Genomic DNA, 26315 nt, shown 5'->3' on the forward strand with positions numbered 1-26315 from the left:
AGCTTTTCACCAATGAAAGAAGTGTGAAGAATTTTATATTTACCATGATGCAGGTCACAAAGTCATAAAATAGTTAGTATTCTCGAAAAAAGTAGAACTCAGACGAATATGGCTGCCAAAAAGGAGAACAATTGCCCTTATTTTGTTGGTCCCACGAGAAGGCAAGTATGATAGAATAGAAAAACATCTTGGAGACCGTTATGTCAGGAAAGGAAGAATGTTGGAATGCGGATGAAAAACCTGCTGCACTATACTGAGAACCACCGCTATTGCGTCTATCGGGAATTTGGCTTGAGCGCACTGGATGAATTGATGCTGGGAAGCGTCTATCAGCCGATGGTAGGCGCATTTGCGGTCAGTCTGTATCGACTGTTGTTCCAGCATGTGCCAGTTGGACAAATCGGTTATTCGCCGTTGGAACAGCAGCGTCGCCTTTTTCTGACACTGGGACTGGAGCCGAGTGAGAAGGGACGCAAGTATTTGATTGAACAGACCTCCAAGCTGGAGGCCGTCGGTCTGTTACAAACGTCCAGGCTGTATGCACCCGAAACGGACGACTATATGTACGAATATGAGATGCAGCCACCGCTTGCACCTGCTGAATTTTTTAGAACACAGCATCTCACCCTTTTGTTGAGAGACAAAATCGGTAAGTTTGCAGTGCTTTCTCTGAGAGAATCGTTGTGGAGCAGGGAATCTAGCGAATGGTCGCAATCTTCCTATAATAAAGAGAATATTTCGATTCCTTTCTACGAGTTATTTGAACTGAATACCCATGTTATTGATTATGAACTGGAGCAGGCGCTGTCCGAGGTGTCCACTAGCCGTCAGACTGGAGCACTAGCGTCAGAATCGGAGGAAGCATTGAATTATGCAGATATTATTCTCCGTTTTCCGCGTGAATCTGCCAATCGTAAGCACGTGGAACGTCTTCGGTTTGAGCACGAGCAGTTAGGCATGGTCAATTACGTTGTTCGCAAATTTGACCTTTCTGTACAGGATATCAGTCGCTTGCTGGATGAGGATGGTATTTTTACCGAAGCAGGCGATTTGTTGCTCGATGAGCTTCAGCTTCGGGCTAGTCAGCACTCCAGACAGGATCGGAAGCGTCAGGAGGAACAGCAGGTACAGGCCGCCAAAGTGGTCGCCTTGCGCCAGAGGGAAACTTCCACATCTGAAGAGCCGCCTGCAGAACAGGCTGTGGAAATGGAATTTTATGTGGAGGTTCCACCACAATTCACAGCCAAATGTGACATTCACCAGTATAATATGATGTTGCGCAACGAGCCTTATCGTCGTTTGCTGCAAACCTTTTTCCCCGGCACGGTTCCCGGTAACCTGCTGGATATATTCGAGAAAATTGATATCAGCTATAAGCTGCCCGGTGAAGTCATCAACGTGCTGATCCATTATTTGATGTCACTGCTCGTATCTGGGAGCGATCAGCGGATTAACCGCAACTTTGTCGAGGCCGTTGCTTCCAACATGCTGCTTAAGCAGGTAAACACTTACGAAAAAGCCGTTCAATATATAAGGGATCAAGCCAAGGTAAAAGGTAAACAGTCCTCTGCTTCTCCTTCCGGCGGCCGATCCCGCGCATATGCCAAAAATAATGGGCCTGCCAAGCCATCCATTCCAATCGTTCAGGATCATCCTTCAGAGGAGTCTGTATCTGAGGAAGAATTGGATGAACTGCTGCGTCTGGCCGAACGAATGCAATCCGGAAAACAGAAAAAGGTGTAGGTGTCCATAGCTCTGCACATTTTAGAAAGGAGGAGCGTTCTTGGAATCACTGGGCGATTTGCTACAGCAGATGCAGAACCCTTCGTTTCGCCAGCGCACTCGCAATGTAGCCGATCAAGTTCTAAATGATCCGCTCGTGCAGGAGTTTTGTGCTGCACATCCTGATGTGGACGAAACACAATTGCGACTCAACATGAGTATGCTCTTTCAGTATGCCCGGGATCGTCGAAATTGCGACAATTGTCCGGGGCTGGAACGATGTCCTAACGATTTTCAGGGCCACTTTTGCAAGCTGGGCGTGGAATATCCGAATGGAACAGCCGAAATCGTGGACATTCGGACCCCATGTGCGAAGTTGGTTGCTTCCCAACATGAACAACGGGTGCGTCAGCGAATTAAAAGCTTTTATGTGGATGAACGCGCCCTTCTGGAGGGATATAACGCTCTTGAAATTGCGCGCAAAGATTCACAACGTATGCCTGCCGTCACACAGCTATTCCGTTACATTGAAGAAACGAAAAGTCAGGGGCTATCCAAAAAAGGATTGTATCTGGAAGGTACATTTGGTACGGGTAAAACTTTTTTGATGGGCTATCTATTGCACGAGCTGGCCCTGTCGGGTCTGAACGGTGTGATCGTGTATATGCCTGATTTTGTGGAGGACTTAAAGTCCATGATTCAGGACGGGCAGAAGCTGAAGGAAACGACCGAAATGCTCAAAAATTGTGATCTGCTCGTATTTGACGATATTGGTGCTGAAAATTTAAGCCCGTGGGTACGGGACCATGTGATGGGCTCCATACTGAATTACCGAATGAATCGCAAACCGACCTTTTATACTTCCAATTACTCATTGCAGGGGCTGGAGAAGCATCTCAGCTTTACGAGCAAGGACGGAGAGGAAATGTACAAAGGACAACGCTTGATGGACCGGATTCGTCCTTTTGTAGATGTCATTACCGTAAAGGGAAAAAATCAGCGGGGGTAAGCGTTTTTCCGTCTGCTATTTTGATATCTTACAATTAAAAGACTATTGTGATATAATTAAAAGGTGTCGAAACAGACATTACAGGTTATAATAATCTTGACTTTTCTATAAAGGAGGAACATACAATGGCAATTGTTAACGTGTCCGATCAATCCTTCAACGCAGAAGTCGAAGGCACAGGAACCGTTTTGGTTGATTTTTGGGCGCCATGGTGCGGTCCTTGCAAAATGATCGCTCCTATTCTGGAGGATCTGTCCACAGAAGTTGGCGACAGCGTCAAAATCGCGAAGGTGAACGTGGATGAAAATCCAGAGTCTGCTTCCCGTTTCGGCGTGATGAGTATTCCTACCCTGATCGTCTTCAAAGACGGACAGCCTGTCGATAAAGTGGTAGGTCTGAACTCCAAAGAAGCACTGAAAAGCATGCTTACTAAACACCAATAATCATCGCATGTGACCCATGCTCCCGCGGGGGCTTGGTGGAGCGGCCATGAAAGGTCAATGCCTCCGGTTGTAAATACCGGGGGCGTTTTTGTGTACTATTCCTATATATTATAAATAGTTAGTTGAGTAATCATTAAGAATGGAAGGAGGAACCGGGCGAATGAAACCTTATGCGGAGGACTTGCAGAATCAGGAAAAGGCGCTGGAGAACATACGGCATAAATTAGCGTTGCTGCCGGATGCATCAGGCTGTTACCTGATGAAGAATAGCGAAGGCACCATTATTTATGTCGGCAAGGCCAAAGTGTTGAAAAACCGGGTCCGTTCCTATTTTACAGGTAGCCATAACGGCAAGACGCAGCGACTGGTTTCCGATATCCGTGATTTTGAATATATCGTTACAGGCAGTAATATGGAGGCGCTCATTTTGGAGTGCAACCTCATTAAAAAGTACCAGCCGCGTTATAACGTGCTATTGAAGGATGATAAAACTTTTCCGTATTTGAAAATTACGAACGAGGCACACCCCAAGCTGGAGGTGACCCGTCGCGTTCTGAAAGATAAAGCAAAATATTTTGGACCGTACCCCAATTCCTACGCGGCACATCAGACGAAGAAGCTGCTGGATCGTATGTATCCGTTACGCAAGTGTGGTGTAATGCCCAAGGAAGTGTGCCTGTATTATCACATGCATCAATGTTTGGGGCCTTGTGTGAAAGAGGTCGAGAAGGAAACGTATGACCAGATTGGTCAGGAGATTGGTTCCTTTTTGAGCGGGGGACATGAGGAAATTAAAAAGGATCTTCAGCGTAAAATGCAGGAGGCCGCAGAGGAATTGTACTTTGAGCGGGCCAAGGAGCTGCGAGATCAGATTATCAGCATCGACGCGATGATGGAAAAGCAGAAAATCACCACATCGGATGCGAAGGATCGAGATGTATTCGGTTTTTCAGTAGATAAGGGCTGGATGTGTGTACAGATCCTATATGTCCGCAAAGGTAAAATGATCGAGCGCCATATGTCGACTTTTCCTTTCTACGGTGAAGCTTACAGTGATTTTATGTCCTATGTGACGCAATATTATAGTGACAACCCGGCAGTGCCGCAAGAAATATTGCTGCCAGATTCTCCTAAGCTGATGCAGGCCGAACAGGTCAATGTCGATCAACCGGTTGCGGCAGAAACTGTACTCCACAGTGCAGCTACAACCGATGCTACCGGACAGACAGATGAGAAAGCGATACAAACGGAGACAGAGCCTTCTGCTGACTCATTGCTGGTGGCTGAAGAACGGGCAACTTATGCAGCAGCAACAAATCAAGACCAAGTTGGTGACCAAGATACCGGAGTAAAGGAAACAGAAACCCAACTATCCGGTGGACTGGAGGACCCGAGTACGGCGGCTCTCGCTCTGGCTGAATGGTTGGATGTAAAGGTACTTGTACCGCAGCGTGGACTGAAAAAGCAAATGACAGGCATGGCGACGGAAAATGCACGTGTTGCTTTGGATGAGAAGTTTAAGCTGATCGAGCGGGATGAGGAACGGACATCCAAAGCTGCAAGCAATCTCGGACGTGCCATTGGACTGGATAGCTTGCACCGGGTGGAGGCGTTTGATAACTCCAATATCCAGGGTTCCGATCCAGTCTCCGCCATGATCGTGTTTATTGATGGCAAGCCTGCCAAGAAGGAGTATCGAAAATATAAAATCCGTTCTGTGCAGGGACCCGATGATTATGAAACAATGCGTGAGGTTATCCGACGTAGATATGAACGTGTGCTTAAGGAAAATTTGGAACGTCCCGACTTGATCGTTGTCGATGGTGGACGTGGACAAATTAAGGCGGCGACCGATGTATTGCAAAATGAGCTGGGTTTGTTCATTCCTGTGTGTGGACTGGTGAAGGATGCCAAACATAGAACTTCCCAACTATTAGTGGGAGAGTCCTCTGAGGCCGTGACACTTGCACGCAATAGCGAAGAATTTTATCTACTGCAACGGATTCAGGACGAGGTTCACCGTTTTGCCATCACGTTCCACCGCGAGCAACGCGGCAAATCTATGGTAACTTCCCGGCTGGACTCTATTCCAGGCATCGGCGAGAAACGGCGTAAGTTACTGCTTAAGCATTTTGGATCGCTCAAAAAAATAAGAGAGGCCAGTGTCGAAGACTTCCGGCCTCTCTCTATTGGGGATAAGCTTGCGCGTCAGATTATAGCTGCCCTTCGGGAGGAGGAGTCGTAGAATACGGCTCCTCTTTTTTTATAGGTTCAAACATAATTCGATTTGGCTTTTTAGGACTAAACCAATAAATGATGTAACCCACGATGGCTGGAAGTAAGATCCAGAATAGACCAGCGCTCACATTCACAGTGTCTCCCAGACTCATCACACTAAGTCCCATTAGAATGCTGTCAAAAATAACGTGGCTGAACATGGCGGCAATAAAGCCGTAACGCAGGAACACAAAACTGAACAGCAAACCAAGAAAAGTCAGCTCAATAGGTCTGGAAATCACCGGATAGATCGGATAAAGCGTATGTCCCAGTGCCCAAATCAGCGTGGTGATCAGACACGCAACAAAAGTGTTTTTCACTATTTTTTTGACCATCGGAATACCAAACAGACGGTAGACAGTCTCTTCTCCAATACCTGCCATCCAGGCCATAATCGGCAGTAGCCATGGATAAGCCATATTGTAAGGGGATTGCGTGGCATCTGTGGTGGAAAATGTATTAAATGTGCGCTCCAGTATAAAGAATAAGATGGATTGTACCCCGAGTAAAATAAAGGCCCACAAGTAGCCAACATACATACTGCGAAGCACATACAGCCCGTAGCCCGGCTCTTTTGCACGCGGCCATGCATTCAGTCCAACCTGACGCATAAGCCCGTCACCGCCGACCAAGGAGAAGTAGAGCGCTACAGCCATGAAAAAGGTAACACCAATCTGGAAAACCATAAGAAATATAAGCATGCCCTTACCGCCTGCTTCTGCTTGCAATAAAGGCAGCATGTTCATGGTCCCAGCTATACTAGCAATAAAGTATATAACGGACAGAACAATGCCACGAACAAATGAAGTATGTCGTCGGGTGAGTGACGCATACACAATGGCAAGTACACCCAGCACAAAGCTAAATAGGGCATAACCCGCATAGGTCATCCAATTCGCCCAAAATGTTTGCTTTTCGATATAATCGGTATAGGACGACGGGGCCGAAAAGCTTTGGGTGAAGGAGCGAACATCACCGTCTTCAAAAGTAAAAGCCAGTGTAAGTACCGAGGCGCCGATTTTTTTATCGTCTACGGTATACTTTAATCCGCCTTCTTGTTCAGTGGTCGCAAGCTTCAAATCCGACGGCTTAAAGCCAAAGCGCTTGACCCATACTGCGGCCGCCTGCTCCTTGGCTTCGAGGGTCATGCCGTCCTCAGCCACACGTACAAGCCTATTACGTGCTTGTTCATCCGTAGAAATATCAGCCTGTGTGTAATTGGTATTGGAGGTGATCCGTTTAAAGCTAACGACCTTGCCAGTGGATAAATCCACATGAATTTGCAGTTTACTCTTCGCTGAGGATTCAGGCAGATCGACCCGAAAGGTTTCGTAAGGGTAACTCTTTTTCCATGTACGGTCGTACTGTTGAAGCAGTTTTTCTCTAGATAAATAACCGTACAAATCTGTTTCGGCCTGATAGGTCACGACGGGCTCCTCAGGCTGTGATTCAGTATAGCCCAGCTCGGAGCGGGCGAAGTCCAATGCGTGTATGACCGCTTCTTGTTTGCTGATGACCTTTGCGTTCATTACTGATTCTGGACTCGGATTGCTAAGCGAGGGAATAAGCAATTGAAAGATAAAAAAGCAAATCAGGCCAATCCCGCCCAGCAAGCCTAATTTTTTGAAGTTGGCCGTGAGCACGACCGGTTTCCCGATAGGATTCATGAGTTTCCTCCTTAATCTGTAAATAAGAACATCCATTAAAGATATCATACTGCACAGGTTCCCGCCAACAGACCAGCGATATTCATGAAAATAGAGTGAAAGCACTTTAAAGTTCCAATAAAATTAGATAAGCTGCGATTAAACGATGCCCATTCGCAAAATAAAGCCAATTTCACGTTTTTTCGGCGAAATTGGTTTTGTGATCTGGATATAGAAGGATTATAATCTTGAGGCAATGCCTATGAAATACATAGGTAATGATATACAGTTGAGCCGAATTTCTATGGGAAAACGGGGGAACCATGTTACTGGGGTGAATTTTACAACCGATCCTGCTGGATCGGAAGTGTAAATAGGGCATACTGTGCTGCCCGAATCCGTCAGCTAACCTCGTAGGCTATGAGCAGGAACCAAGTCAGGCACTCGGTTTTCCGGTGTCTTTTTTTGTGCGTATAAAAGTGTTTGGATTGGTTAGACCGCTGCGGGTGCAGATTATTCTTCCGATTGCTGTTATCCCCGGATTTTTTTATTGTATACCCCCTCTAATGGTTAAAATCCGGAGATAAAGGCAAACGCTTCGCTTCTTCAGAACAATTCTGCCCCCTTCGCTACTGCCCGCCAATAGCACAGGGGGCCGAGTAGTGCTTGACATGCATTCTTCCTGTATTCAGGGAATGCTAATTATAGTTAACTAAGGTTTGGAAAAATCAAAAAATTCAGGGGCAACGACGATCGAAAGATCAAATGGAACGCGTAGCGAGCTTACACCGTATTAAATCACTGTTTTTATAGTTTTAAGGATTAGGAGAGAAGTGATGAATAGATGAATCCCAATGCAAGCTGGCTTCGGCTTTCTCCACCGCAGATATTCGTTGCGGGCTTTGCCATTATCATTCTAATAGGTAGCTTATTGTTAATGCTGCCGATCTCCAATACAACAGGAAAGCCACTTGCGTTTATAGACGCTTTGTTTACTGCCGCCTCTGCGACCTGTGTAACCGGGCTTGTCGTAAAGGATACCGGCCTCTTTTTTACCACTTTTGGTCAAGTTGTCATCGTTGCGCTGATCCAGATCGGCGGTCTTGGCTTTATGACCATGGCTACCTTGATTGCACTGGTGTTCAAGCGTCGGATTTCCTTGCGGGAGCGTCTCATCTTGCAGGAAGCGATGAATCAGACTTCTGTAGAGGGAATTGTCGGGTTAATCCGTAAGGTATTACTGTACTCACTGGTTATTGAAGGCGTATGCGCTACGATATTCTCGGTTCGCTGGTCCTTTGATATGCCCGTAGGCAGGGCGATTTATTTTGGAATCTGGCATGCCATCTCCATGTTTAACAATGCTGGTTTTGATTTATTCGGTGAATTTCGCAGCTTGACAGGTTATGTATATGATCCGATTGTTAATTTTACCGCAATGTTTCTAATTATTTCTGGCGGCATTGGTTTTGTAGTGATGTCAGACTTGGCAGAATATCGCAAGCGCAAGAGACTGTCCTTGCATACCAAGGTGGTACTCAGCATGACGGGCGCTATGATTGTAGTCGGCACGCTCGTGATTTTTGTATTTGAGTTTACGAATCCGAAGACTCTCGGCTCGCTTGATTGGGGTGGTAAACTGCTGGGATCTTTATTCCAGTCCGTTACCCCCCGTACCGCAGGTGCCAATACGCTGGACATTGCAGGCTTGCGGCAGGCTACGCAGTTTTTTATCATCATACTTATGTTTATCGGGGCTTCTCCTGGCTCCACTGGAGGCGGGATTAAGACCACAACATTCGCCCTGCTCATTGGAGCGGTGATTTCGATGCTGCGGGGGCGGGAAGATATTGTACTGTTCAAGTACCGACTTGCGCAGGGACGAATTTACAAGGCTTTGACCATTACACTGCTGGGGTTGCTGTTCGTGATCGGGGTGACCATGATTTTGTCGGCAACCGAAGATCATCATTTTCTGATGATCTTGTTTGAGACGGTGTCTGCGTTTGGTACGGTGGGGCTGTCGATGGGGCTTACACCTGATTTGACAGTCATAGGCAAGCTGGTGATTACCCTGACGATGTTTGCAGGTAGACTGGGGCCACTCACGCTAGCTTATGCACTGGGGCCGAAAAAGGGTAAAGAATTATATCGTCATCCGGAAGGCAAAATGATTATAGGATGAATCATTTCATATACATTTCGTTGGTTTAATCATTTCAGGATTTTGCAAAATTCGATACCAGTCGCTCCGAAGTCAAGATATAGACGAACTAAATCATTTCGATCTATATCTTCTTCATTGGAAGTCGCTTATGGGATTTTTGCAAAATCCTCATTTATGAAATTGATTCAGATAAGGAGTTTTCGAGTAGATATGAAAACGCAGCAGTTTGTAGTTATTGGCTTGGGGCGGTTTGGCTCAAGCCTGGCTTTGCAATTGGTGGATATGGGGTGCGAGGTGCTAGGCATTGACCGGAATGAGGATGTTGTGGACAGTATGAGTGAGATGTTGACACATACTGTCGTGGCGGACGCTACCGATGAAGACTCGTTGCGATCACTGGGCATCCGTAATTTCGATTGTGGCATTGTTGCTATTGGTGATGACATTCAGGTAAGCATCCTCACCGCCATTTTGCTGAAGGAGCTGGGTGTGAAAAAAGTTGTAGCCAAAGCCATATCTGTGCTGCACGGGCGTGCGTTAGAAAAGCTCGGTGTGGACCGGATTATTTATCCAGAACGGGATATGGGTATCCGGGTGGCTCACCAGCTAGTCACGCCTAATTTGCTCGATTATTTGGAGTTGTCTAAGGAATACAGTATTGTGGAACTCAATGTACCTGCATGTCTGAATGGCAAAACGCTAGCAGAGCTAAATGCCCGTACCCGCTTTGGTTGTAGCGTCGTGGCGCTTCATACGGCGAACGGTATCCTGATCGCACCGACGGCTATGGATCGGCTAAAAGCAGACGATATTATGGTCATCATCGGCTCGAATGACAATATCGGTCGCTTTGAGGATGAGGTTGTTAATGTTAATGAAGAGGATTAAACCCTCTACACCATACGGTAGCCTGCAAACGACGCACGTGTCTCGCTAATCCAGCGTCGTGCTGTCGGACCGAGATCGGTCGTCTCCGAGTAAATGAGGGAGGTCGTTCGGCGTGTCTCCTTCAAATCGGGCAAGTATAATGCAGTGAGTCCATTATCCCGTAATAGTTCGCTGCGCAAATAGGATTTGGGTAGTAAGGCAGAAGCCTTACAGGTTGGAAGCAGGCGTACAATTGCCTCGAAGGAGTCGATTTCCATGCGGATATCCGGCATGATGCCGCTGCGCTGGAACAAGTCATCCGTCAGACTGCGGTACCAGGTTCCTTTGGAGAAAATAATCATCGGCAATCCTTGCAGATCTTTCATCGAGGCCGTTCCTGTCTTGACGGTTAATTCATGTCCAATGGGAACAACGAGCTCCAAATGATCATCAAATAGCGGAATGCAACGCAGTCCGGCTTCATGAATGGCAGACCCGACAATACCGGCGTCTGCTTTTTTGTCACGTACAAAGGCGACGATTTCATGGGTTTTACCGGTGAGCAGCTTTAGCTCGGTTTGAGGATGCTTGCTCATGAAAGCTTCGACGAGGGTAGGCAGCGTCGTTTGGAGTGTTGTGAGACTAGCCCCGAGTGTAAGCATACTCTGGGCTTCATTTTTGTGCTGGGACAGCTTTTGTAAGAAGCGAAGCTGTCGTTGCCGTTGCTCTAGCGCGAATGTATAAACAAATCGGCCAGTGGACGTAATTTCGAGCCGTTTGCCCCGACGATCAAAGAGATTCACACCCAGCTCTTCCTCCAGCTTCGCAATTTTGCGAGACAGGGCAGGTTGGGACAGATTCAGCAGTTTGGAGGCTTTATTCAGGCTGGACTGCTCGACAATGACGGCAAAAGCGTTCAAATCCTCAAACAAATCATCCACTTCCTCTCTATATGCAAAAAAGACATAATAATTAATACGTATATTGCAATTCCATTATAAGCCGAAAAGGAGTAACATGAAAGCGACACAAGATGTTCACACTTTTGTTTTTCCTTATAAGGGACACCTTGTTGGACATTTCCTGTCGGAAACTGTCAATTTATATGTTATATTACTATTGAAAACGCTATTATTGGGAGAAGGGAGCATGACCTAGATGAGAGGATTTTATTCCAGAAAGCTGCATTCGCTTCTTGGCGTCATTCCGCTGGCTCTATTTTTTGTTGAGCATTTGGTGACGAACTTCACAGCGGTGGAGGGCGGCAAGGAAGGATTTAATCGCAGCGTGGCCTTCCTGAATGGTTTGCCACTGGTTATTGTGCTAGAAACGTTATTCATCTACTTGCCATTACTGTTCCACGGAATTTATGGCTTGTATATTGCTTATCAGGCTGACCCGAATGTCAAAAGATTCGGCTATTCACGTAACTGGCGCTTTCTGTTCCAGCGTATTTCCGGCGTCATTACGTTTGTATTTATTATCTGGCACGTATACGACACGCGCTTTCAGGTGGCTCTGGGTAATGTAACCCATGAGGAGCTAGGCGGAGTCATGCATGGCATCGTGACGAACCCGGTTTATTTCATTTTGTATTTAATCAGTGTCGTTTCGGCATCCTTTCACTTTGCTAACGGACTGTGGGCATTTATGGTTAGTTGGGGGATTACCGTGGGACCACGTGCGCAAAAAGTATCTTCTTATATCTGTATGACTCTGTTCGTGGTGGTGTCTATCGGCTTCATCGCTTCCCTGCTTGCATTCCGGAGTGCGGAATTTCAGGAAACGGCAACTGCCTTGGTGCAATGCGGCGCTTTTAAACAGCTACTATAAACAACTCATATCAATTATACATCGTGTTGAAATTCTATTTTCAAACGTAAAAGGGGATTTGGTTAAAATCCTGAAAAAAAGGAGTGAGCAGAAATGGCAGCATCCAACATTATTGTCGTGGGCGGCGGTCTGGCAGGTCTAATGGCTACGATCAAGGCGGCAGAGGCGGGAGTTCACGTTCATTTATTTTCTTTGGTTCCGGTCAAAAGGTCCCACTCCGTTTGTGCTCAAGGCGGCATCAACGGTGCGGTTAATACCAAGGGTGAGGGAGACTCACCCTGGATTCACTTTGATGATTCAGTCTATGGTGGGGACTTTCTGGCCAACCAGCCTCCGGTAAAAGCGATGTGCGAAGCGGCTCCGGGGATCATTCATCTCATGGACCGCATGGGCGTCATGTTTAACCGGACACCGGAAGGACTGCTGGACTTCCGCCGCTTCGGCGGTACCCAGCATCATCGGACCGCTTTTGCCGGTGCGACGACAGGACAGCAGCTTCTGTACGCTCTCGATGAGCAGGTACGGCGCTGGGAATCTGCGGGTTTGGTAACCAAGTACGAGAACTGGGAGTTTTTACAGGCTGTACTGGATGATGAAGGCATCTGTCGAGGGATTTGCGGGCAGGATTTGCGTACGATGGAAGTGAAGACTTTTGCGGCGGATGCAGTTATTTTGGCGTCTGGTGGCCCCGGGATTATTTTCGGTAAAACCACGAATTCCGTCATTAATACGGGCACAGCTGCTGGTGCGGTGTATCAGCAAGGCGTACGCTATGCGAACGGTGAGTTTATCCAGATTCATCCGACGGCTATACCAGGTGATGACAAGCTGCGTCTCATGTCCGAGTCGGCACGGGGAGAGGGCGGTCGTATTTGGACGTATAAGGACGGTAAGCCATGGTATTTCCTCGAAGAAAAGTATCCGGCTTACGGAAATCTGGTCCCTCGCGATATTGCGACACGTGAAATATTCAGTGTATGCGTTGATGATGGACTGGGTATTAATGGCGAGAACATGGTCTACCTCGATCTGTCCCACAAGGACCCGAAAGAACTGGATGTAAAGCTGGGCGGCATTATTGAAATTTATGAAAAATTCGTCGGTGACGATCCGCGCAAAATCCCGATGAAAATATTCCCGGCTGTTCATTATTCAATGGGCGGCATGTGGGTCGATTACAATCAAATGACGAATATACCGGGCTTGTTCGCGGCTGGTGAGTGTGAATTCCAATATCACGGTGCGAACCGTTTGGGTGCGAACTCGTTGCTGTCAGCCATTTACGGCGGGATGGTGGCTGGACCTAAGGCTGTGGAATACATTAAAGGCTTGAAAAAATCTGCACAGGATATAGCTACCTCCGTATTTGATGCGGCAGTTCATCAGCAGACGGAGAAATATGAGCACATTTTGCATATGGACGGAAAAGAAAATGCCTATGTTCTTCATAAAGAGCTGGGTGAGTGGATGACGAACAACATGACTGTGGTTCGTTATAATGACAAGCTGGAAGCTACGATCCACAAGATCAAGGAGCTGAAGGAGCGTTACTCTAACATTAACATCAATGACGCTTCGCGCTGGAACAATGCGGGTGCGGCGTTTACACGGCAACTGTGGAATATGATGGAGCTGGCTGAAGCGATGACCAAAGGTGCGCTACTGCGCAACGAAAGCCGCGGGGCCCATTACAAACCAGACTTCCCGGATCGCAACGATGAGGATTTCCTGAAAACAACGATTGCGGACTGGACACCGGAAGGACCACAAATCTCGTATGAAGCGGTGGATGTTTCGCTGATCAAGCCGCGTATTCGGGATTATTCCAAGAACAAATAACGGAAGGGAGTGTATTTAGATGTCGGAGCAAGCAGTGAAGTCGAATAAAACAGTGAAGTTCGTTGTGACCCGTCAAGCTGATCCTAAAGCCAGTCCCTATACGGAAGAATTCGAATTGGCTTATCGTCCGGGGATGAATGTGATTAGCGCGCTGATGGAAATTCAGCGTAACCCGGTGGACAGCCACGGTAAAGAGACGGCCCCGGTATGCTGGGAGTCGAATTGCCTGGAGGAAGTATGCGGAGCATGCTCCATGGTGATTAACGGCAAGCCGCGTCAGGCCTGTGCGGCGCTCGTCGATAAGCTGGAACAGCCGATTACGATCGCGCCGATGAGCACGTTCCCGGTAGTTCGGGATTTGGTCATCGACCGCAGCCGGATGTTTAATGCGCTCAAGAAGGTCAAAGCGTGGATTCCGATTGACGGTACCTACGATCTGGGCCCTGGTCCTAGAATGGCAGAGAAAAAGCGTCAGTGGGCGTATGAGCTGTCCAAGTGCATGACCTGCGGTGTCTGTCTGGAAGCTTGCCCGAACGTCAACGAGAAGACGACGTTCATCGGACCTGCGGCGATATCTCAGGTTCGTCTGTTTAACAGCCATCCGACAGGGGAAATGAATCAGGAAGAGCGGCTGGAGGCGTTGATGACGGACGACGGGCTGGAAGGGTGCGGGAACTCGCAAAACTGCGTACGTTCTTGCCCGAAAGGCATCCCGTTGACAACTTCTATTGCCGAAATGAATAAGGAAACGACCAAGCATATGTTCAAGCGCTGGCTGACTGTATAGCACTAGACAGCGAATAGGTTTGCCCAAACAGGCTTTTCTCAAACTGGAGAAAGCCTGTTTTTTTGCGCTCAGAAAAGATGAAGGGTAACATGGAGGAAGGAGCGCGGATAGCAGTTATGGTATAATTATGGTATTGTGTATCGTTTTTGGAGAAAAGGAGGCTGGACAGGTGACTGTGCAACCGATAACGAATCGACCTGTCACTAGGTCGGATGTCATGAAGGGATTAAAGGAGCTGGGAGTTCGGAGCGGCATGACATTGCTTGTGCACTCGTCCATGCGTAGCTTCGGGAATTATGTTCCGGGCGGGGCCTCGGCCATTCTTGCGGCACTAACCGAAGCGGTTGGCCCGGAAGGGACGCTGGTGATGCCGACACAGTCTCATGACTTGACTGATCCTTCGACCTGGATGAACCCGCCTCTGGACGAGTCATGGTGGGAATTGGTACGCGAGGAAATGCCCGCTTATAATCCGGCCTGGACGCTGACCGGGGGGATGGGCATCATTGTAGAAACGTTCCGTGGCCTGCCGGGAACCAAGCGCAGCGGGCATCCGCATGTTTCTCTGGCGGCACGTGGACCTGCTGCTTCGGGATTACTGACAGATCATCAGCTCGACTATGGGCTGGGTGAGCATTCGCCCTTGGCAAAGCTGTATGAGGCAGATGCCTATGTGCTGCTGTTGGGCTGCGGACATGACAGCAACACGTCCTTGCATTTGGCGGAATATCGAACAGCCTATAATGGACGAGAAGTGATCACGCATCAAGCTCCTATGATGGTGGATGGAGCAAAAGCGTGGGTATCTTTTCAGGATTTTAATATTACCTCAGATGACTTTGAGAAGCTGGGACTTGATTTTGAACGGGACTGTCCCTCAGCTTTTACGCGAGTGAACATTGGAGAGGCTTCATGTTTTTTCGCGAGGCAACGTGATTTGGTAGACTATGCGGAGCAGTGGTTGTCCACCCATCGCTAAAGCTTATGGACAGTAAGAATTTCTAAAAAGTGAGATCAAGGAATAGATCGCAAGGGGGAACGCATATGGAGAAGACGCCGCACACCCGCCGCGAGAGTCAGGATGGCCCGCATCAGGGGGCCGCTATCCCTCCCGGTTCTTCGCGGCGTTCCATTTCAAATGAACCAGCCAATCCTTCGCGCCGCCATTTTTTGAAAAAAGCGGCTTTAGCCACAGCCGGAACCGCGCTTCTGGCTGGAGGATATGCTTCCTTATGGGAGCCTAATCATTTGGAAATTACACGCTTCAACTTGACTCTCCCTCGTCTTCCGTCTGCTTTTGACGGAATCAGGGTCGTACATTTCAGTGATGTACACTTGGGTTTTCATATGGATGAGCAGGATCTGCGCGAGCTTGCGGACCGTATAGCAGGTCTGAAGCCAGATTTGCTCTGTTTTACAGGCGATATTGTAGATGACTATGCAGTATCCATGAAGGCTGCTGTTCCAGTTATGGCTTCGATGCACGCCACACTCGGCAAATTTGCTATTTTGGGCAATCATGATTATAGAGGCTTACCAGCCGGAGTTCAGGAATTATACCCAAAAACCGGATTTACGTTGCTGAGAAACGAGCATGCGATTGTAGAGCTTGCGGGACAGCGTGTAGCCATGGTCGGTTTAGAGGATAACATCATGGGCAAGCCCAATCCGCAGCGTGCCATCCACGGGCTACCTGATGAGATGTGCAAGCTGCTGCTGATGCATGAGCCGGACTATGCAGATGTAGCGGCGCAAATGTCCTTTGATCTTCAACTGTCAGGGCATACGCATGGAGGACAGGTACGCTTGCCGGTCATTGGAGCACCAATGCCGCCTCCGGGTGGACGCAAGTACATCCAGGGGTTATTTCATGTGGGAACAGAGAGAATGCCGCTGTATGTCAGCCGAGGCATTGGTATGACACACTTGCCGATTCGCGTGCTGTGCAGACCGGAGCTTAGTGTCATTACGCTAAAATCCGGCCAATAGATAGGCCATGATCTTTTTTTCATCTTTATCATATATGTTGGAACTACATAAAGATGGCTTGAATGTAGTGTAGAGATGTAGTCGTTTCGGACAAAGGAGTGAGGTTCAGATGGATCGTATTGCTGTCATTTCAGATATTCATGGCAATTGGCCTGCCTGTGAGGCGGTGCTGGAGGATATTGCTTCCCGAGGCATTAGCCGTGTGTTTTGTTTGGGGGATCTGATCGGCAAAGGGCCTAGCCCGTGCGAGGTTCTGGATGCTGTCCGTCAACGTTGTGAAGTGGTCGTGCGGGGGAATTGGGATGAGCTGGTTAGTATTACGGATGATCTCAATTTTAGCTGGCAAGCCGAGCGCTTGGGGGCAGAACGAGTGCAGTATTTGGCACAGTTACCGTTTCATTATGATTTCAGAATGAGCGGACGCCGTATCCGTCTGGTGCATGCCTCGCCGCAAAGTGTATATCACCGTGTGCAGCCATGGGATGAGCCGGAAAAACGGCTTGCCATGTTCGATCCGTTAGCAGAAGAAAATGGAAAAGTTGCTTTTGCTCCAGATGTTGTGGGATATGGTGATGTGCACAATGCTTTTATCCAGCATTTTCAGGGAAAAACCCTTTTTAACGTCGGCAGTGTCGGGAATCCGTTGGATGTTACGCAGGCTTCCTACTGCATTTTAGAGGGCGAGATGGGAAAGGAGCAGCCTACGTCCTTCTCCATTCATTTTGTACGTGTACCTTATGATATAGAACTGGCGGTAAAACAAGCGGAGGAAGCTGCTGTGCCTTCTTTGCCGTATTATATTCGAGAGCTGCGCACAGGAATTTACCGCGGGATTCAGGACCTGGATTAAGTATGGAAACATTCATTTCTAAAAGCCAATCCATCCGCAGGGGGGAACATTGTGCTGACCAGAGAAATGCTTCGTCTTGGGCTACCGGAGCTTTACACCCGCCGAGTCCGATTGCGCCAGCTAAGAACGGAGGATTATCCCGCGCTGGAACGGATTCTATCCGATCCATTGGTGATCCAATATGTGAATCGAATTCGCAAACCAGTCAATACACGAATGCGGCGTTTGGTTGCGCAAATTAAAATATCTGCTGATTCACTAGATTCCCTGCATTTTGCGGTGGAATGGCATCAGAGAAATACAGGAGAAAGCAATCTACTTGGTGAATCCAATGAGCTTACCTCCTCACCGTTGCTCGGTATCGTCTCTTTTCAGCAATGGAATGAAAGAACGGGTGAGGCACAACTGGGCTATATTCTGGATCGTCCTTTTTGGGGACAGGGGCTGGCTACAGAAGTGGTGGGAGAAATGCTGAATTTTGGTTTCGGATCTTTGAAGCTCAAGCGGATCGAAAGTCGTTGCCAAGAGGATAATCAGGCTTCCATGCGTGTACTTATTAAAAATAAGATGCGCCTGCTGCGTACAATTGGTGCTTATGATCCCTCAGGAGTGGTACCGAGTGTATTGGTATTTTCGATGACCCAAGGGGATTATGAATAGAAATGGTATTGGAATATTTTGTTACAAAGATGAAATATAACTGCAAAACAACTCTAACACAGGACGGGTACAATACAGACATGACCCCCTTTTGAATAATATATGTTGCTGGGACCCGATGATTCGGGTCCTCTTTTTTTGTTATCCTATAGTAGGGCCTTCTCTATCTCTGCGGAAGCGAGTGGTCTTCTTTCCTTGGCCGCGCTCAGTTATATTTCATTTTGTTACAAAAATGAAACATAACTGCAAAGTTACTTTAACATAGAGTGGGTACATAAACATGACCCCCTTTGAATTATATATATTGCTGGGACCCGAAGTTTCGGGTCCCCTTTTTTTATGATTTTAGGAACGGTTCAGGCTAGTTACCAGTTCTGGAAGCCATTCATTTAGGGAGAGAAATGAGTACCCCTCTGACTGGGCTTTGGACGTATCCATGTACCACGATTGTGTAATACCAAATGGAGACATGTGCTCGTCTGCTGTTTTTTCTTTCATCACAGCATGTTTTCCAGTTACCTGCTCAATGATCGAAATGATCTCTCCAATCCTCACTGTACCGTCGGAACAAGCATTTACAGGCCCTGTTAAAGGAGTGTGACCAAGCCAAAACAGAAAATCTGCGGCTTCATCGGAACGAATAAATGAGATTTGTGCTGTGGCATTAGGTACTCCGATTTCTGTTCCTTCACGAACATGCTCGATATGAAAATGAAGCCTTTTCGTATAATCATCTGTTCCCAGTACAATCGGAAAACGAACAGCGGCTACAGGGAATGTAGCTTGCTGCATAAAAACTGCTTCTGCCTGCCGTTTAGCCTCCTGATATGTAAAAACGCCTTTCCCGCCCTTGCGAACCGGGTAAGATTGAGGATCAAAGATGCTCTCTGTCAGCACTTCCGGGCTCGAATCATAGACGGATAGGCTGGAGGTGAAAATATACCTCTTGGCTTTAGCATCAAAAATGCGGCAGGCTTCGCTGGCTTCATCTGGAGAAAAGCAAATATTATCATAAACAACGTCCCACACTTGCTCACCTACCGCTTCAGCGAGTGCTTGCCGGTCGGTACGGTCTGCACGGATTCGCTGAACGCGGTCACCAAACGAATCGCTTGCTTGGCCCCGTGTGAGGATGGTAACGGAGTTCTCGGAACTCTCCAGCAGACGTTCCACCAGTCTCTTGCCAAAAAAGCGCGTTCCACCCAAAACAAGTATCTTTTTCATACTTACATCACCCCTTATAAGCTTGTTTTTAATATATTAAGGTAGACGAAATAATGACTGTTAAGGATACAGAGCGAATGAAAAGAGTTTGATGAAGTGCTCTTAGTTACATAGTTCATCTAACAATTAAGTAAAAAGAGGAGGATCATAGGTTGTAGTTGAGTCGCATGTCCTGAGGGGCAGATGAATTTGAACCGGAGTGGAGAATTTGAATCTGGAGAAGCGCAGGCGTTCGCCTTTGCAATGGGATTCTACCCTTTAAAGGGCTTATAATATCCAGTGAATCCCGTTGCAACAGCGATCATAAGATCAAATCATTCGCATAGCGGTGGAGCACCGCCTAATCTTACTCTCCTAGAAGCTTCAAGAAATTGGCCGGCACCGTAATTTGCTGATTATTAATCATAATCTTCCGAAGCTCCTCTATGGAGTCCTCTTCACCTCTAGCGTCTTTAATCTCCTTAATTTCACGATGCAGTCGCTCCATTTGAAGATCGAGAGCATTAGCGGAATCTGCTGCGTTCTTTAATTCACGTGTCAGGTTTTCGGGCACAGACTGGTTGTATTTATAAAAGATTTTATGCTCCAGGCTGGCCCAGAAATCCATCGCAATGGTTCGAATTTGCACTTCTACGCAGACTAGCTCCTCACAATCCGACATGAATACAGGAACTTGAACCAGCAAATGCAGGCTCTGGTAACCGTTCGGCTTGGGATTCTTGATGTAATCCTTAATTTCCAGTACCTTCAAGTCACTTTGTCTCTGAAGCATGTTACTGACATCATAAATGTCAGAAATAAAAGAGCAAGTAATACGCAAACCTGCGATATCCTTAATATGATCTTTGATAGCATCCAGCGATAACTCGCTATTTTTACGAATCATTTTATTCATGATGCTCTCAGGAGATTTAAGGCGTGATTTGGTATGCTCAATAGGGCTGTAATCGTGCAATGCTTGAAATTCCTGCTTTAATATTTCAATCTTGGTTTCCATTTCGTCGAGCGCAAATTTATAGATGAGCATAAATCGCGTGATGTCATGCTTTAGCTTTTTAAGCTTGTTCATAGGATCTTCCAAGTGCATATGTAATTCTCCTCATACATAGATGTCATAATCTTGCTAAGCGTTCGCCTTTGCAATGGAATTATCACCTTATAAATTACAATCCCAACAATCCCATTGCAGCAGCGTGTGTAAGATCAAATGATTTGCGGAGCGGCAATTCCCACCTTAAATTTTAAAGCGCCACAGGAATTTTACGTTTTTCTTTAAAATAGACCCATTCCCGAAAGCCGATATCCTTCAGCATTGCCTTTACTTCTTCCCAGTCATCGCCTACCCGCGAAGGCTTATGGGCATCCGAACCAAAAGTAACCTCCACACCAAAATGGTGCGCTCTTTCTAAAATAGAAGCAGACGGGTACCATCCGCCACTTAGCTTGGTTTTACCCGAAGTGTTAATTTCAATCGCCACATTGGATTCCGCAATTACCTGCAAGGTTTCATCAATGGATTCATCGGCAGGAATGTCTGAAAAGGCAGGAAAGTTTCCCTTCATTGCGTCAATATGACCCAAAATTTGAAACATGCCGCTTCGCGCAGATTCCTGAATGAGCGCATAGTAGGCTTGTTTGACCTCGATTTTACGAGCGTCGCTTAATTTGTTCCAACGGTTACGGTTAAAAATGCTATCCCCTTCGACATTGTGAATCGACCCAATGAGGTAATCAAATGGATAAGGAGCCAGAGTGGAACGATATAATTCAGCAAAATCAGGAAAATAATCCGTTTCCAATCCGAGGAGCACGTCAATACGGCCTTCATATTCCTTTTTAAGCTGTTGTACCTCTTCTACGTATTCAGCAAGCTGTGACTTAGCCATATAAATTTTAGGAAAAGCCTGATCCTGTTCGCTGCCCAGGAAAGGGGAATGGTCCGAAATACCAATCGCTTGTAAGCCCGACTGAATGCCTGCTTCAATGTAATCTCGAATGTTTCCGTCTGCATGACCGCAGCGAAAATGATGGGTGTGCAGATCAAATTTCATAGCCTATCTTCCTTTCGTAATCAGGGTTTATATTTCGTATGGTGTTCATAGCGAATTACGTTATTCAGAACTGGTGAAATTCGTCTCCGGCATCCCCTTCAGATCACTTAAAAATTGCTGCATGGCTGAGTTTAGATATCGGCCGGATTTATAAATCACTCCTACCGGATGACTAACTTCCAGCTCGGGAATATGGATCATTTTTAATGTGCCTGCACGCAGTTCAGAAGTAACCGATAGTCTGGAAATAATGGCAGCACCGAGATTAATTTCGACCATCCGTTTGACTTCCTCGCTGCTGGACAACTCGATCACGACATGAGGTACGATTTGGTGCTTTTTAAATACATCATCCACGAATTTTCGTCCCACCGTATCGGGAGAGAGCAGAATCAGCGGAATTTCCCGAAGGGCTTCAATGGTAGCATGTGGTTGTGAGGCCAGTGGATGAGTAGGAGACACGACTAGCTCAAAGGAATCGTAGTACAGAACCGAAGTGCTTAAATTGGGATTACGTTCAATCAGATAACCGATGCCAACATCAATAAGTCCGTTCTCCACCTGCTGATAAATCATTGAGGAAGCCATGGATTGAATGGAGGTTTTGATGAGAGGGAACTGATCCTGAAAGTAGGAAAGCACGCGCGGTAAAATTTGAATAGCGATGGATGTTGTGGTGCCCAGCGCAATGTGACCCTGCGGTGTTTCGTTTAGATCGTATAATTTTTGTCTTAATTCCTCAACAACCTCTAATATGCGCTCGGCGTGTTCCAAAAAAACAGCTCCCCTGTCGGTCAGGGTGACAGGCTGGTTGCGGTCAATCAGAATGGTTTTGAACTCATCCTCTAGACTTTTAATTTGGGCGGACACCGCCGGCTGCGTCAAATTGAGAAGTTCTCCGGCTTTGCGGAAGCTCATCGTTTTGGAAATCATGATAAGTGTTTCAAGTTGACTGATGTTCATGAAGTTCCTCCTCTCTTTTCTTAATCTTATCGCAGCTGTATAGAATGAATATTTTTAGCCAATCCATAGGTTCATATGTAAAACCGTCGTTATGCTTTATTTCATTAAATTATAGGTTATTCGAGCAGGAAGGGCAATGAATCGAAGCAGAGTACCTTAAAGTGTGGTATATTGGGAAATAAAGACTAAAGTCCTGATATCCTTCAAAAATAATCAATCTAAAACCGGTAAGAAGTAAAGATATAGGACATTATTCACATTTTTTGTGATTTAGCTATAAAAAATTACCGGGTAGCTGTCGATAAGTGATATAGAGAGCATTTTATTGAGGATCGATTCGTTTTACAGTAATATTTAATTAAAAAATTCTAATTTAAATGGGACTTTTGTTGTATGTCTAAAAGCCCATCGTAAAGGGGCGCTTTGATCGTGAAGGCAGAAGTGATAAATCCTTTTTTGGAGTCGGCGCGACGGGTCATTGAACAATTGATCCAAGTATCTCCTTCACCCGGAAATCTTGGTGTGAAAAATGTCGAGCTGGTGGACGACCACATCTGGATTATGATCGGGATGACCGGACAGCTTAGCGGAAATATTGTGTTCGGCCTGAATGAACAGGTGGCGCTACGTATGGTTTCAGCGATGATGGGCGGATTTGTGTTGACTGAAATTGATGAGATGGGAAAAAGCGCAATTTCAGAATTGGGCAATATGATTAGTGGTAATGCCAGTACGATTTTGTCCAGTCAGGGAATTGTTGTGGATATTACGCCTCCGCAGGTCATGAAATCAGAAAACTTGACCACTTTTGTGCCTCAGCGTGCCCTTTATATTCCGCTTACGGTGGAAGGAATCGGTGAGCTGGATATTCAGGTGATGATCTCTTAATATTAAAGGAGCAAGTTTCTTTAATGCGGAGGGATGACCGTGAATATACTACAGGACAAGATAGTTGTGATTACAGGTGCATCTAGTGGGATTGGCGCCCTTTGCGCTCAGTTGTTAAGCGAAAAGGGCGCGATTCCTATTTTAACAGCACGCTCGCAGGAGCGACTGAAGCAAGTATCTGCGGGAATCAGCGGCAGACATGAGCTTATCCAACTGGACGTCACCCGCCAGGAGCAGGTAGAGGCTGTTGCTGCACGAGTATTGGAACAGTACGGACGGGTCGATATATTGCTTAACAATGCGGGCTACGGAAAGTTTGAGTATTTTAATGAAACCGATCTGACGGAGTTTGAACAAATGATGGACGTGAACTACATGGGTGTTGTTCGCTGCATCAAGGCGTTTCTGCCGCAAATGACGGAGCGGGGCCATGGACAGATTGTCAATGTAGCATCAATGGCCGGGAAAATCGGGACAGCTAAATCTTCTTCTTACACGGCGACGAAGCATGCGTTGCTCGGTTTCAGCAATGCGCTCCGGCAAGAGTTGCGCGGGAGTGGAGTGACTGTAACGACGATTAATCCGGGGCCGATTGACACACCCTTTTTTGAGCTGGCAGATCCTTCAGGAGGATATGTTCGAAATGTAAGCTGGTTTATGCTACAACCAGATAAGGTAGCACGGCATATCGTAAGAGCGATGGAGCTTCGCAAGGAGGAGGTTAATCTGCCACGGTGGGTATCTCCTTTTCTCAAGCTGTATCAGTTAGCTCCCAGACTGACCGATAGGCTGGGTCATGGTGTGATAAATAAGAAATAAAAGATGTCCCGTAAGCCATTAGCTATGGTGAGGGACATCTTTTATTTTTGTGATTTGGTAACAGGGCTATTTTCGCATATAATGGAGAGTAACGAATTTACGTATAGGGGTTGGACCTTTTCATGACATTGAATTTTGAATCGCTCGGCGTTGAACAAGATCTGTTGGACAAACTGACTGAGCATGAAATTACACAGCCTTCGCCAGTTCAGGCAGAGGCTATACCGGAAATAATGAAGGGAAAGCATGTATTGGCGCGCTCACAAACTGGCACAGGTAAAACACTGGCTTACTTGCTGCCGCTGCTGCAAGCGATTGATTCACAGAAAAAGGCTACGCAAAAGCTGATACTGGCTCCAAGCCAGGAGCTGGCCATGCAAATTGTACGTGAGGGTCAGCGCTACGGAGAGCATCGCGGAATCCGTGTACTCGGTCTGATTGGTGGGGCGGCTATCAAACGTCAAATCGAAAAGCTCAAGGATCATCCACAGCTTGTCGTGGGTACACCAGGACGTGTACGGGAACTCATCGCTTCGAAAAAGCTGAAAATGCACAATATTACAGCCATCGTCATCGATGAGGTGGATCAGATGTTCCAGCTTGGCGGAGCAGGCGATGTAACCAACATATTGGGCACCGCCCAACGTGATCGTCAATTGGTATTCCTGTCCGCAACGCTGAACGATGAGATTCAGTCGCTGGCAAAACGGGAGATGCGTGAATACGTAGAAATTGGGATTGATCCCGACCAGAAGACGGCCAGTGGACTGGAACACTATTACTTTGTATCTGAAGAACGGGATAAGGTGGATATGCTGCGCCGTCTGGTGCGTCATTTTAATCCGAGAAAAGCGCTGGTGTTCGTGAATACGACCAATGCCATCGGGGAGATTGAAGCCAAGCTCAAGCATATGGGGCTGACTACGGCGTCCTTGTATGGAGATGCGGATAAAGTCACGCGTAGCAACGTGTTGGCCAAATTCCGCGAGGACAAGCTCAAAGTACTGGTCGCTTCGGATGTGGCAGCTCGTGGTCTGGATATTGAGGGACTTGAAATGGTCATTCATTTTGACCCGGCTACGGATAGTCAAGCTTATGTTCACCGTGCAGGACGGACAGGACGGATGGGACGCAAAGGATTAGTGGCATCGGTTGTCACCGACCGTGAAACGTTCATCATGCGCAAGTTCTCCCGTGAACTGGGCATTGACATTGCAGAGCGTGCGTTGCACGGAGGTCGAGTAGTTGTGCCGCGTCCGGCGGATGCCAAGCGTGCACCTGTAAGACCATCCGAGGCTAGATCCTTATCTAACGGAGCATCGGCGGAGGACCGAAAGGCACCTGTTCGTGCCGAAAACGGACGTCCTGGCAGAAATTCCGCGAACGGTTCAGCTCCAGGCAAGAGCAAAGGAGCAGCCTTGTCCAAAGCAGGAAAAGCACAGCGCGAGCGTGATCGCAAAAACAAGGGTGCACCAAGATGGCTGAAGGAAAAAGGATCAAAACCGAACGAGTAAGGGAGAAGAGGGGGAGCCATGGAACAACAGCCTGTGTTGCAAATTAACGGACTGACCGGCGGATATAGCGCCAAGCGCCCGGTGCTGCATCAGATTTCGCTGGATGTGAAACCGGGCGAAATGGTAGGACTGATCGGTCTGAACGGGGCCGGGAAGAGTACGACCATGAAGCATATTTTGGGTCTGATGACACCGCAGGCCGGAGAAATTCGTGTGCAGGGGCATAAGCAGGATGAGAATCCCGAGGAATATCAGGGAGCCATTGCTTTTGTACCTGAATCTCCAGAGCTGTATCCTGAAATGACGGTGATGGAGCATATGGAATTCACGGCCAGAGCGTACGGAGTTAGCGAAGCAGATTTCCGCACGCGCAGTGATCAAATGCTAGACTTGTTCCGTATGCGGGATAAAAGTGGGAGTATGTCGATGCACCTGTCTAAAGGGATGCGCCAGAAAGTGATGATTATGTGCGCATTTTTAGCGGGACCGCCGTTGTATGTCATAGATGAACCTTTTTTGGGGTTAGACCCGCTGGGTATTCGTTCCCTGCTTGACTTTATGTTAGAGATGAAGCGTTCGGGTTCGTCCATTCTGCTCAGTTCTCATATTTTGTCCACGATTGAAAATTATTGTGATCGTTTCATTGTACTTCATCAGGGTGCCATCATTGCACAGGGTACGCTGGACGAAGTGACAGCACAGGCGGGTAAGCCGGGCATGCCGCTGGAAGATGCATTTTATGAGCTGGTACAGGGCAGGGAATGAGC

Annotated in this window: 23 protein-coding genes and 1 riboswitch; of the genes, 17 read left to right on the forward strand and 6 right to left on the reverse strand. The window is 47.2% G+C overall.

The window, feature by feature from the left end; translation table 11 throughout:
- The first annotated feature begins 225 nt into the window (after nt 1–225).
- From NLX73_RS16480 to uvrC, 4 genes are all read left to right on the forward strand, one after another.
- Entirely contained in the window at nt 226–1743 is a 1518-nt protein-coding gene (locus NLX73_RS16480; RefSeq protein ID WP_061830115.1) for a replication initiation and membrane attachment family protein, read from the forward strand.
- Nucleotides 1744–1783: 40 nt separating this feature from the next.
- A complete protein-coding gene (gene dnaI, locus NLX73_RS16485) occupies nt 1784–2731 on the forward strand; it encodes a primosomal protein DnaI (RefSeq protein WP_025724035.1) in 948 nt (315 codons plus the stop codon).
- 125 nt (nt 2732–2856) lie between these two features.
- Nucleotides 2857–3174, forward strand: coding sequence for a thioredoxin (trxA, locus tag NLX73_RS16490; RefSeq protein ID WP_010347861.1), 318 nt, complete (start codon nt 2857–2859; stop codon nt 3172–3174).
- 160 nt (nt 3175–3334) lie between these two features.
- Nucleotides 3335–5419, forward strand: a complete 2085-nt coding sequence (uvrC, locus tag NLX73_RS16495) for an excinuclease ABC subunit UvrC (protein WP_254326721.1) — start codon at nt 3335–3337, stop codon at nt 5417–5419.
- Here the strand turns inward: uvrC and NLX73_RS16500 are convergent.
- Nucleotides 5388–7118, reverse strand: coding sequence for a CPBP family intramembrane glutamic endopeptidase (locus NLX73_RS16500; protein WP_254326722.1), 1731 nt, complete (start codon nt 7116–7118; stop codon nt 5388–5390). The genes uvrC and NLX73_RS16500 overlap by 32 nt on opposite strands.
- 261 nt (nt 7119–7379) lie before the next feature.
- A riboswitch (cyclic di-AMP (ydaO/yuaA leader) is annotated at nt 7380–7532 on the forward strand.
- 409 nt (nt 7533–7941) lie between these two features.
- On the opposite strand from NLX73_RS16500, the gene NLX73_RS16505 reads away from it, so the two are divergent.
- Both NLX73_RS16505 and NLX73_RS16510 read left to right on the forward strand, forming a co-directional pair.
- Nucleotides 7942–9282: a TrkH family potassium uptake protein gene (locus NLX73_RS16505; RefSeq protein WP_103050007.1), complete on the forward strand. Its 1341-nt coding sequence runs from the start codon at nt 7942–7944 to the stop codon at nt 9280–9282.
- A gap of 192 nt (nt 9283–9474) precedes the next feature.
- The gene (locus NLX73_RS16510; RefSeq protein ID WP_028541455.1) at nt 9475–10152 is read left to right on the forward strand and encodes a potassium channel family protein; all 678 of its coding nucleotides are present in this window, start codon (nt 9475–9477) and stop codon (nt 10150–10152) included.
- A gap of 5 nt (nt 10153–10157) precedes the next feature.
- Here NLX73_RS16510 and NLX73_RS16515 read toward each other — a convergent pair whose 3' ends face one another.
- Complete coding sequence (locus NLX73_RS16515; protein ID WP_028541456.1) at nt 10158–11063, reverse strand: LysR family transcriptional regulator; 906 nt, start codon at nt 11061–11063, stop codon at nt 10158–10160.
- Between the two features lie 226 nt (nt 11064–11289).
- Between NLX73_RS16515 and NLX73_RS16520 the strand changes: the two genes are divergently transcribed.
- The 7 genes from NLX73_RS16520 (at nt 11290) to NLX73_RS16550 (ending at nt 18089) form a co-directional block, all read left to right on the forward strand.
- Nucleotides 11290–11964, forward strand: coding sequence for a succinate dehydrogenase cytochrome b558 subunit (locus NLX73_RS16520; RefSeq protein ID WP_061830110.1), 675 nt, complete (start codon nt 11290–11292; stop codon nt 11962–11964).
- Nucleotides 11965–12057: 93 nt separating this feature from the next.
- Nucleotides 12058–13803 (forward strand): succinate dehydrogenase flavoprotein subunit, encoded by a 1746-nt coding sequence (sdhA, locus tag NLX73_RS16525; protein WP_254326723.1) that lies wholly within the window; start codon nt 12058–12060, stop codon nt 13801–13803.
- Between the two features lie 19 nt (nt 13804–13822).
- The gene (gene sdhB, locus NLX73_RS16530) at nt 13823–14590 is read left to right on the forward strand and encodes a succinate dehydrogenase iron-sulfur subunit (RefSeq protein WP_013311795.1); all 768 of its coding nucleotides are present in this window, start codon (nt 13823–13825) and stop codon (nt 14588–14590) included.
- A 169-nt stretch (nt 14591–14759) separates the two neighbouring features.
- Nucleotides 14760–15569 (forward strand): AAC(3) family N-acetyltransferase, encoded by an 810-nt coding sequence (locus tag NLX73_RS16535; RefSeq protein ID WP_254326724.1) that lies wholly within the window; start codon nt 14760–14762, stop codon nt 15567–15569.
- Nucleotides 15570–15634: 65 nt separating this feature from the next.
- Nucleotides 15635–16579, forward strand: a complete 945-nt coding sequence (locus tag NLX73_RS16540; protein WP_069290317.1) for a metallophosphoesterase — start codon at nt 15635–15637, stop codon at nt 16577–16579.
- Between the two features lie 109 nt (nt 16580–16688).
- Nucleotides 16689–17429 carry a metallophosphoesterase family protein gene (locus NLX73_RS16545; protein ID WP_254326725.1) on the forward strand — a complete coding sequence of 247 codons (741 nt, stop codon included), beginning with the start codon at nt 16689–16691 and terminating at the stop codon, nt 17427–17429.
- A 51-nt stretch (nt 17430–17480) separates the two neighbouring features.
- Complete coding sequence (locus tag NLX73_RS16550) at nt 17481–18089, forward strand: GNAT family N-acetyltransferase (protein WP_254326726.1); 609 nt, start codon at nt 17481–17483, stop codon at nt 18087–18089.
- 345 nt (nt 18090–18434) lie between these two features.
- On the opposite strand, the gene NLX73_RS16555 is transcribed toward NLX73_RS16550, so the two are convergent.
- From NLX73_RS16555 to NLX73_RS16570, 4 genes are all read right to left on the reverse strand, one after another.
- Nucleotides 18435–19313 (reverse strand): NAD-dependent epimerase/dehydratase family protein, encoded by an 879-nt coding sequence (locus NLX73_RS16555; protein ID WP_254326727.1) that lies wholly within the window; start codon nt 19311–19313, stop codon nt 18435–18437.
- A gap of 346 nt (nt 19314–19659) precedes the next feature.
- Nucleotides 19660–20400, reverse strand: a complete 741-nt coding sequence (locus NLX73_RS16560) for a GTP pyrophosphokinase (RefSeq protein WP_061830104.1) — start codon at nt 20398–20400, stop codon at nt 19660–19662.
- Between the two features lie 154 nt (nt 20401–20554).
- Complete coding sequence (locus tag NLX73_RS16565) at nt 20555–21364, reverse strand: histidinol-phosphatase (protein WP_254326728.1); 810 nt, start codon at nt 21362–21364, stop codon at nt 20555–20557.
- A 60-nt stretch (nt 21365–21424) separates the two neighbouring features.
- Nucleotides 21425–22327, reverse strand: a complete 903-nt coding sequence (locus NLX73_RS16570) for a LysR family transcriptional regulator (RefSeq protein ID WP_023990132.1) — start codon at nt 22325–22327, stop codon at nt 21425–21427.
- Nucleotides 22328–22756: 429 nt separating this feature from the next.
- Here NLX73_RS16570 and NLX73_RS16575 point away from each other — a divergent pair, with 429 nt between their 5' ends.
- The 4 genes from NLX73_RS16575 (at nt 22757) to NLX73_RS16590 (ending at nt 26313) form a co-directional block, all read left to right on the forward strand.
- Entirely contained in the window at nt 22757–23215 is a 459-nt protein-coding gene (locus NLX73_RS16575) for a chemotaxis protein CheX (RefSeq protein ID WP_061830098.1), read from the forward strand.
- A 39-nt stretch (nt 23216–23254) separates the two neighbouring features.
- The gene (locus NLX73_RS16580; protein ID WP_254326729.1) at nt 23255–24034 is read left to right on the forward strand and encodes an SDR family NAD(P)-dependent oxidoreductase; all 780 of its coding nucleotides are present in this window, start codon (nt 23255–23257) and stop codon (nt 24032–24034) included.
- A 122-nt stretch (nt 24035–24156) separates the two neighbouring features.
- Nucleotides 24157–25548, forward strand: a complete 1392-nt coding sequence (locus NLX73_RS16585; protein ID WP_254326730.1) for a DEAD/DEAH box helicase — start codon at nt 24157–24159, stop codon at nt 25546–25548.
- An 18-nt stretch (nt 25549–25566) separates the two neighbouring features.
- Entirely contained in the window at nt 25567–26313 is a 747-nt protein-coding gene (locus NLX73_RS16590; protein WP_013311782.1) for an ABC transporter ATP-binding protein, read from the forward strand.
- The last annotated feature ends 2 nt before the right edge of the window (nt 26314–26315 follow it).

It is taken from the genome of Paenibacillus sp. CH40, assembly GCF_024213605.1.
GTDB classification, from domain to species: domain Bacteria; phylum Bacillota; class Bacilli; order Paenibacillales; family Paenibacillaceae; genus Paenibacillus; species Paenibacillus polymyxa_B.

What these genes read in the sequence shown, in the direction of transcription:
- trxA (WP_010347861.1), top strand. Translation starts at nt 2,857, where the DNA reads ATGGCAATTGTTAACGTGTCCGATCAATCCTTCAACGCAGAAGTCGAA.
- NLX73_RS16555 (WP_254326727.1), bottom strand. Translation starts at nt 19,313, where the DNA reads ATGAAAAAGATACTTGTTTTGGGTGGAACGCGCTTTTTTGGCAAGAGA.
- NLX73_RS16590 (WP_013311782.1), top strand. Translation starts at nt 25,567, where the DNA reads ATGGAACAACAGCCTGTGTTGCAAATTAACGGACTGACCGGCGGATAT.
- NLX73_RS16510 (WP_028541455.1), top strand. Translation starts at nt 9,475, where the DNA reads ATGAAAACGCAGCAGTTTGTAGTTATTGGCTTGGGGCGGTTTGGCTCA.
- NLX73_RS16565 (WP_254326728.1), bottom strand. Translation starts at nt 21,364, where the DNA reads ATGAAATTTGATCTGCACACCCATCATTTTCGCTGCGGTCATGCAGAC.
- sdhA (WP_254326723.1), top strand. Translation starts at nt 12,058, where the DNA reads ATGGCAGCATCCAACATTATTGTCGTGGGCGGCGGTCTGGCAGGTCTA.
- uvrC (WP_254326721.1), top strand. Translation starts at nt 3,335, where the DNA reads ATGAAACCTTATGCGGAGGACTTGCAGAATCAGGAAAAGGCGCTGGAG.
- NLX73_RS16505 (WP_103050007.1), top strand. Translation starts at nt 7,942, where the DNA reads ATGAATCCCAATGCAAGCTGGCTTCGGCTTTCTCCACCGCAGATATTC.
- NLX73_RS16545 (WP_254326725.1), top strand. Translation starts at nt 16,689, where the DNA reads ATGGATCGTATTGCTGTCATTTCAGATATTCATGGCAATTGGCCTGCC.
- NLX73_RS16520 (WP_061830110.1), top strand. Translation starts at nt 11,290, where the DNA reads ATGAGAGGATTTTATTCCAGAAAGCTGCATTCGCTTCTTGGCGTCATT.
- NLX73_RS16585 (WP_254326730.1), top strand. Translation starts at nt 24,157, where the DNA reads ATGACATTGAATTTTGAATCGCTCGGCGTTGAACAAGATCTGTTGGAC.
- NLX73_RS16570 (WP_023990132.1), bottom strand. Translation starts at nt 22,327, where the DNA reads ATGAACATCAGTCAACTTGAAACACTTATCATGATTTCCAAAACGATG.
- NLX73_RS16500 (WP_254326722.1), bottom strand. Translation starts at nt 7,118, where the DNA reads ATGAATCCTATCGGGAAACCGGTCGTGCTCACGGCCAACTTCAAAAAA.
- sdhB (WP_013311795.1), top strand. Translation starts at nt 13,823, where the DNA reads ATGTCGGAGCAAGCAGTGAAGTCGAATAAAACAGTGAAGTTCGTTGTG.
- NLX73_RS16480 (WP_061830115.1), top strand. Translation starts at nt 226, where the DNA reads ATGCGGATGAAAAACCTGCTGCACTATACTGAGAACCACCGCTATTGC.
- NLX73_RS16560 (WP_061830104.1), bottom strand. Translation starts at nt 20,400, where the DNA reads ATGCACTTGGAAGATCCTATGAACAAGCTTAAAAAGCTAAAGCATGAC.
- NLX73_RS16540 (WP_069290317.1), top strand. Translation starts at nt 15,635, where the DNA reads ATGGAGAAGACGCCGCACACCCGCCGCGAGAGTCAGGATGGCCCGCAT.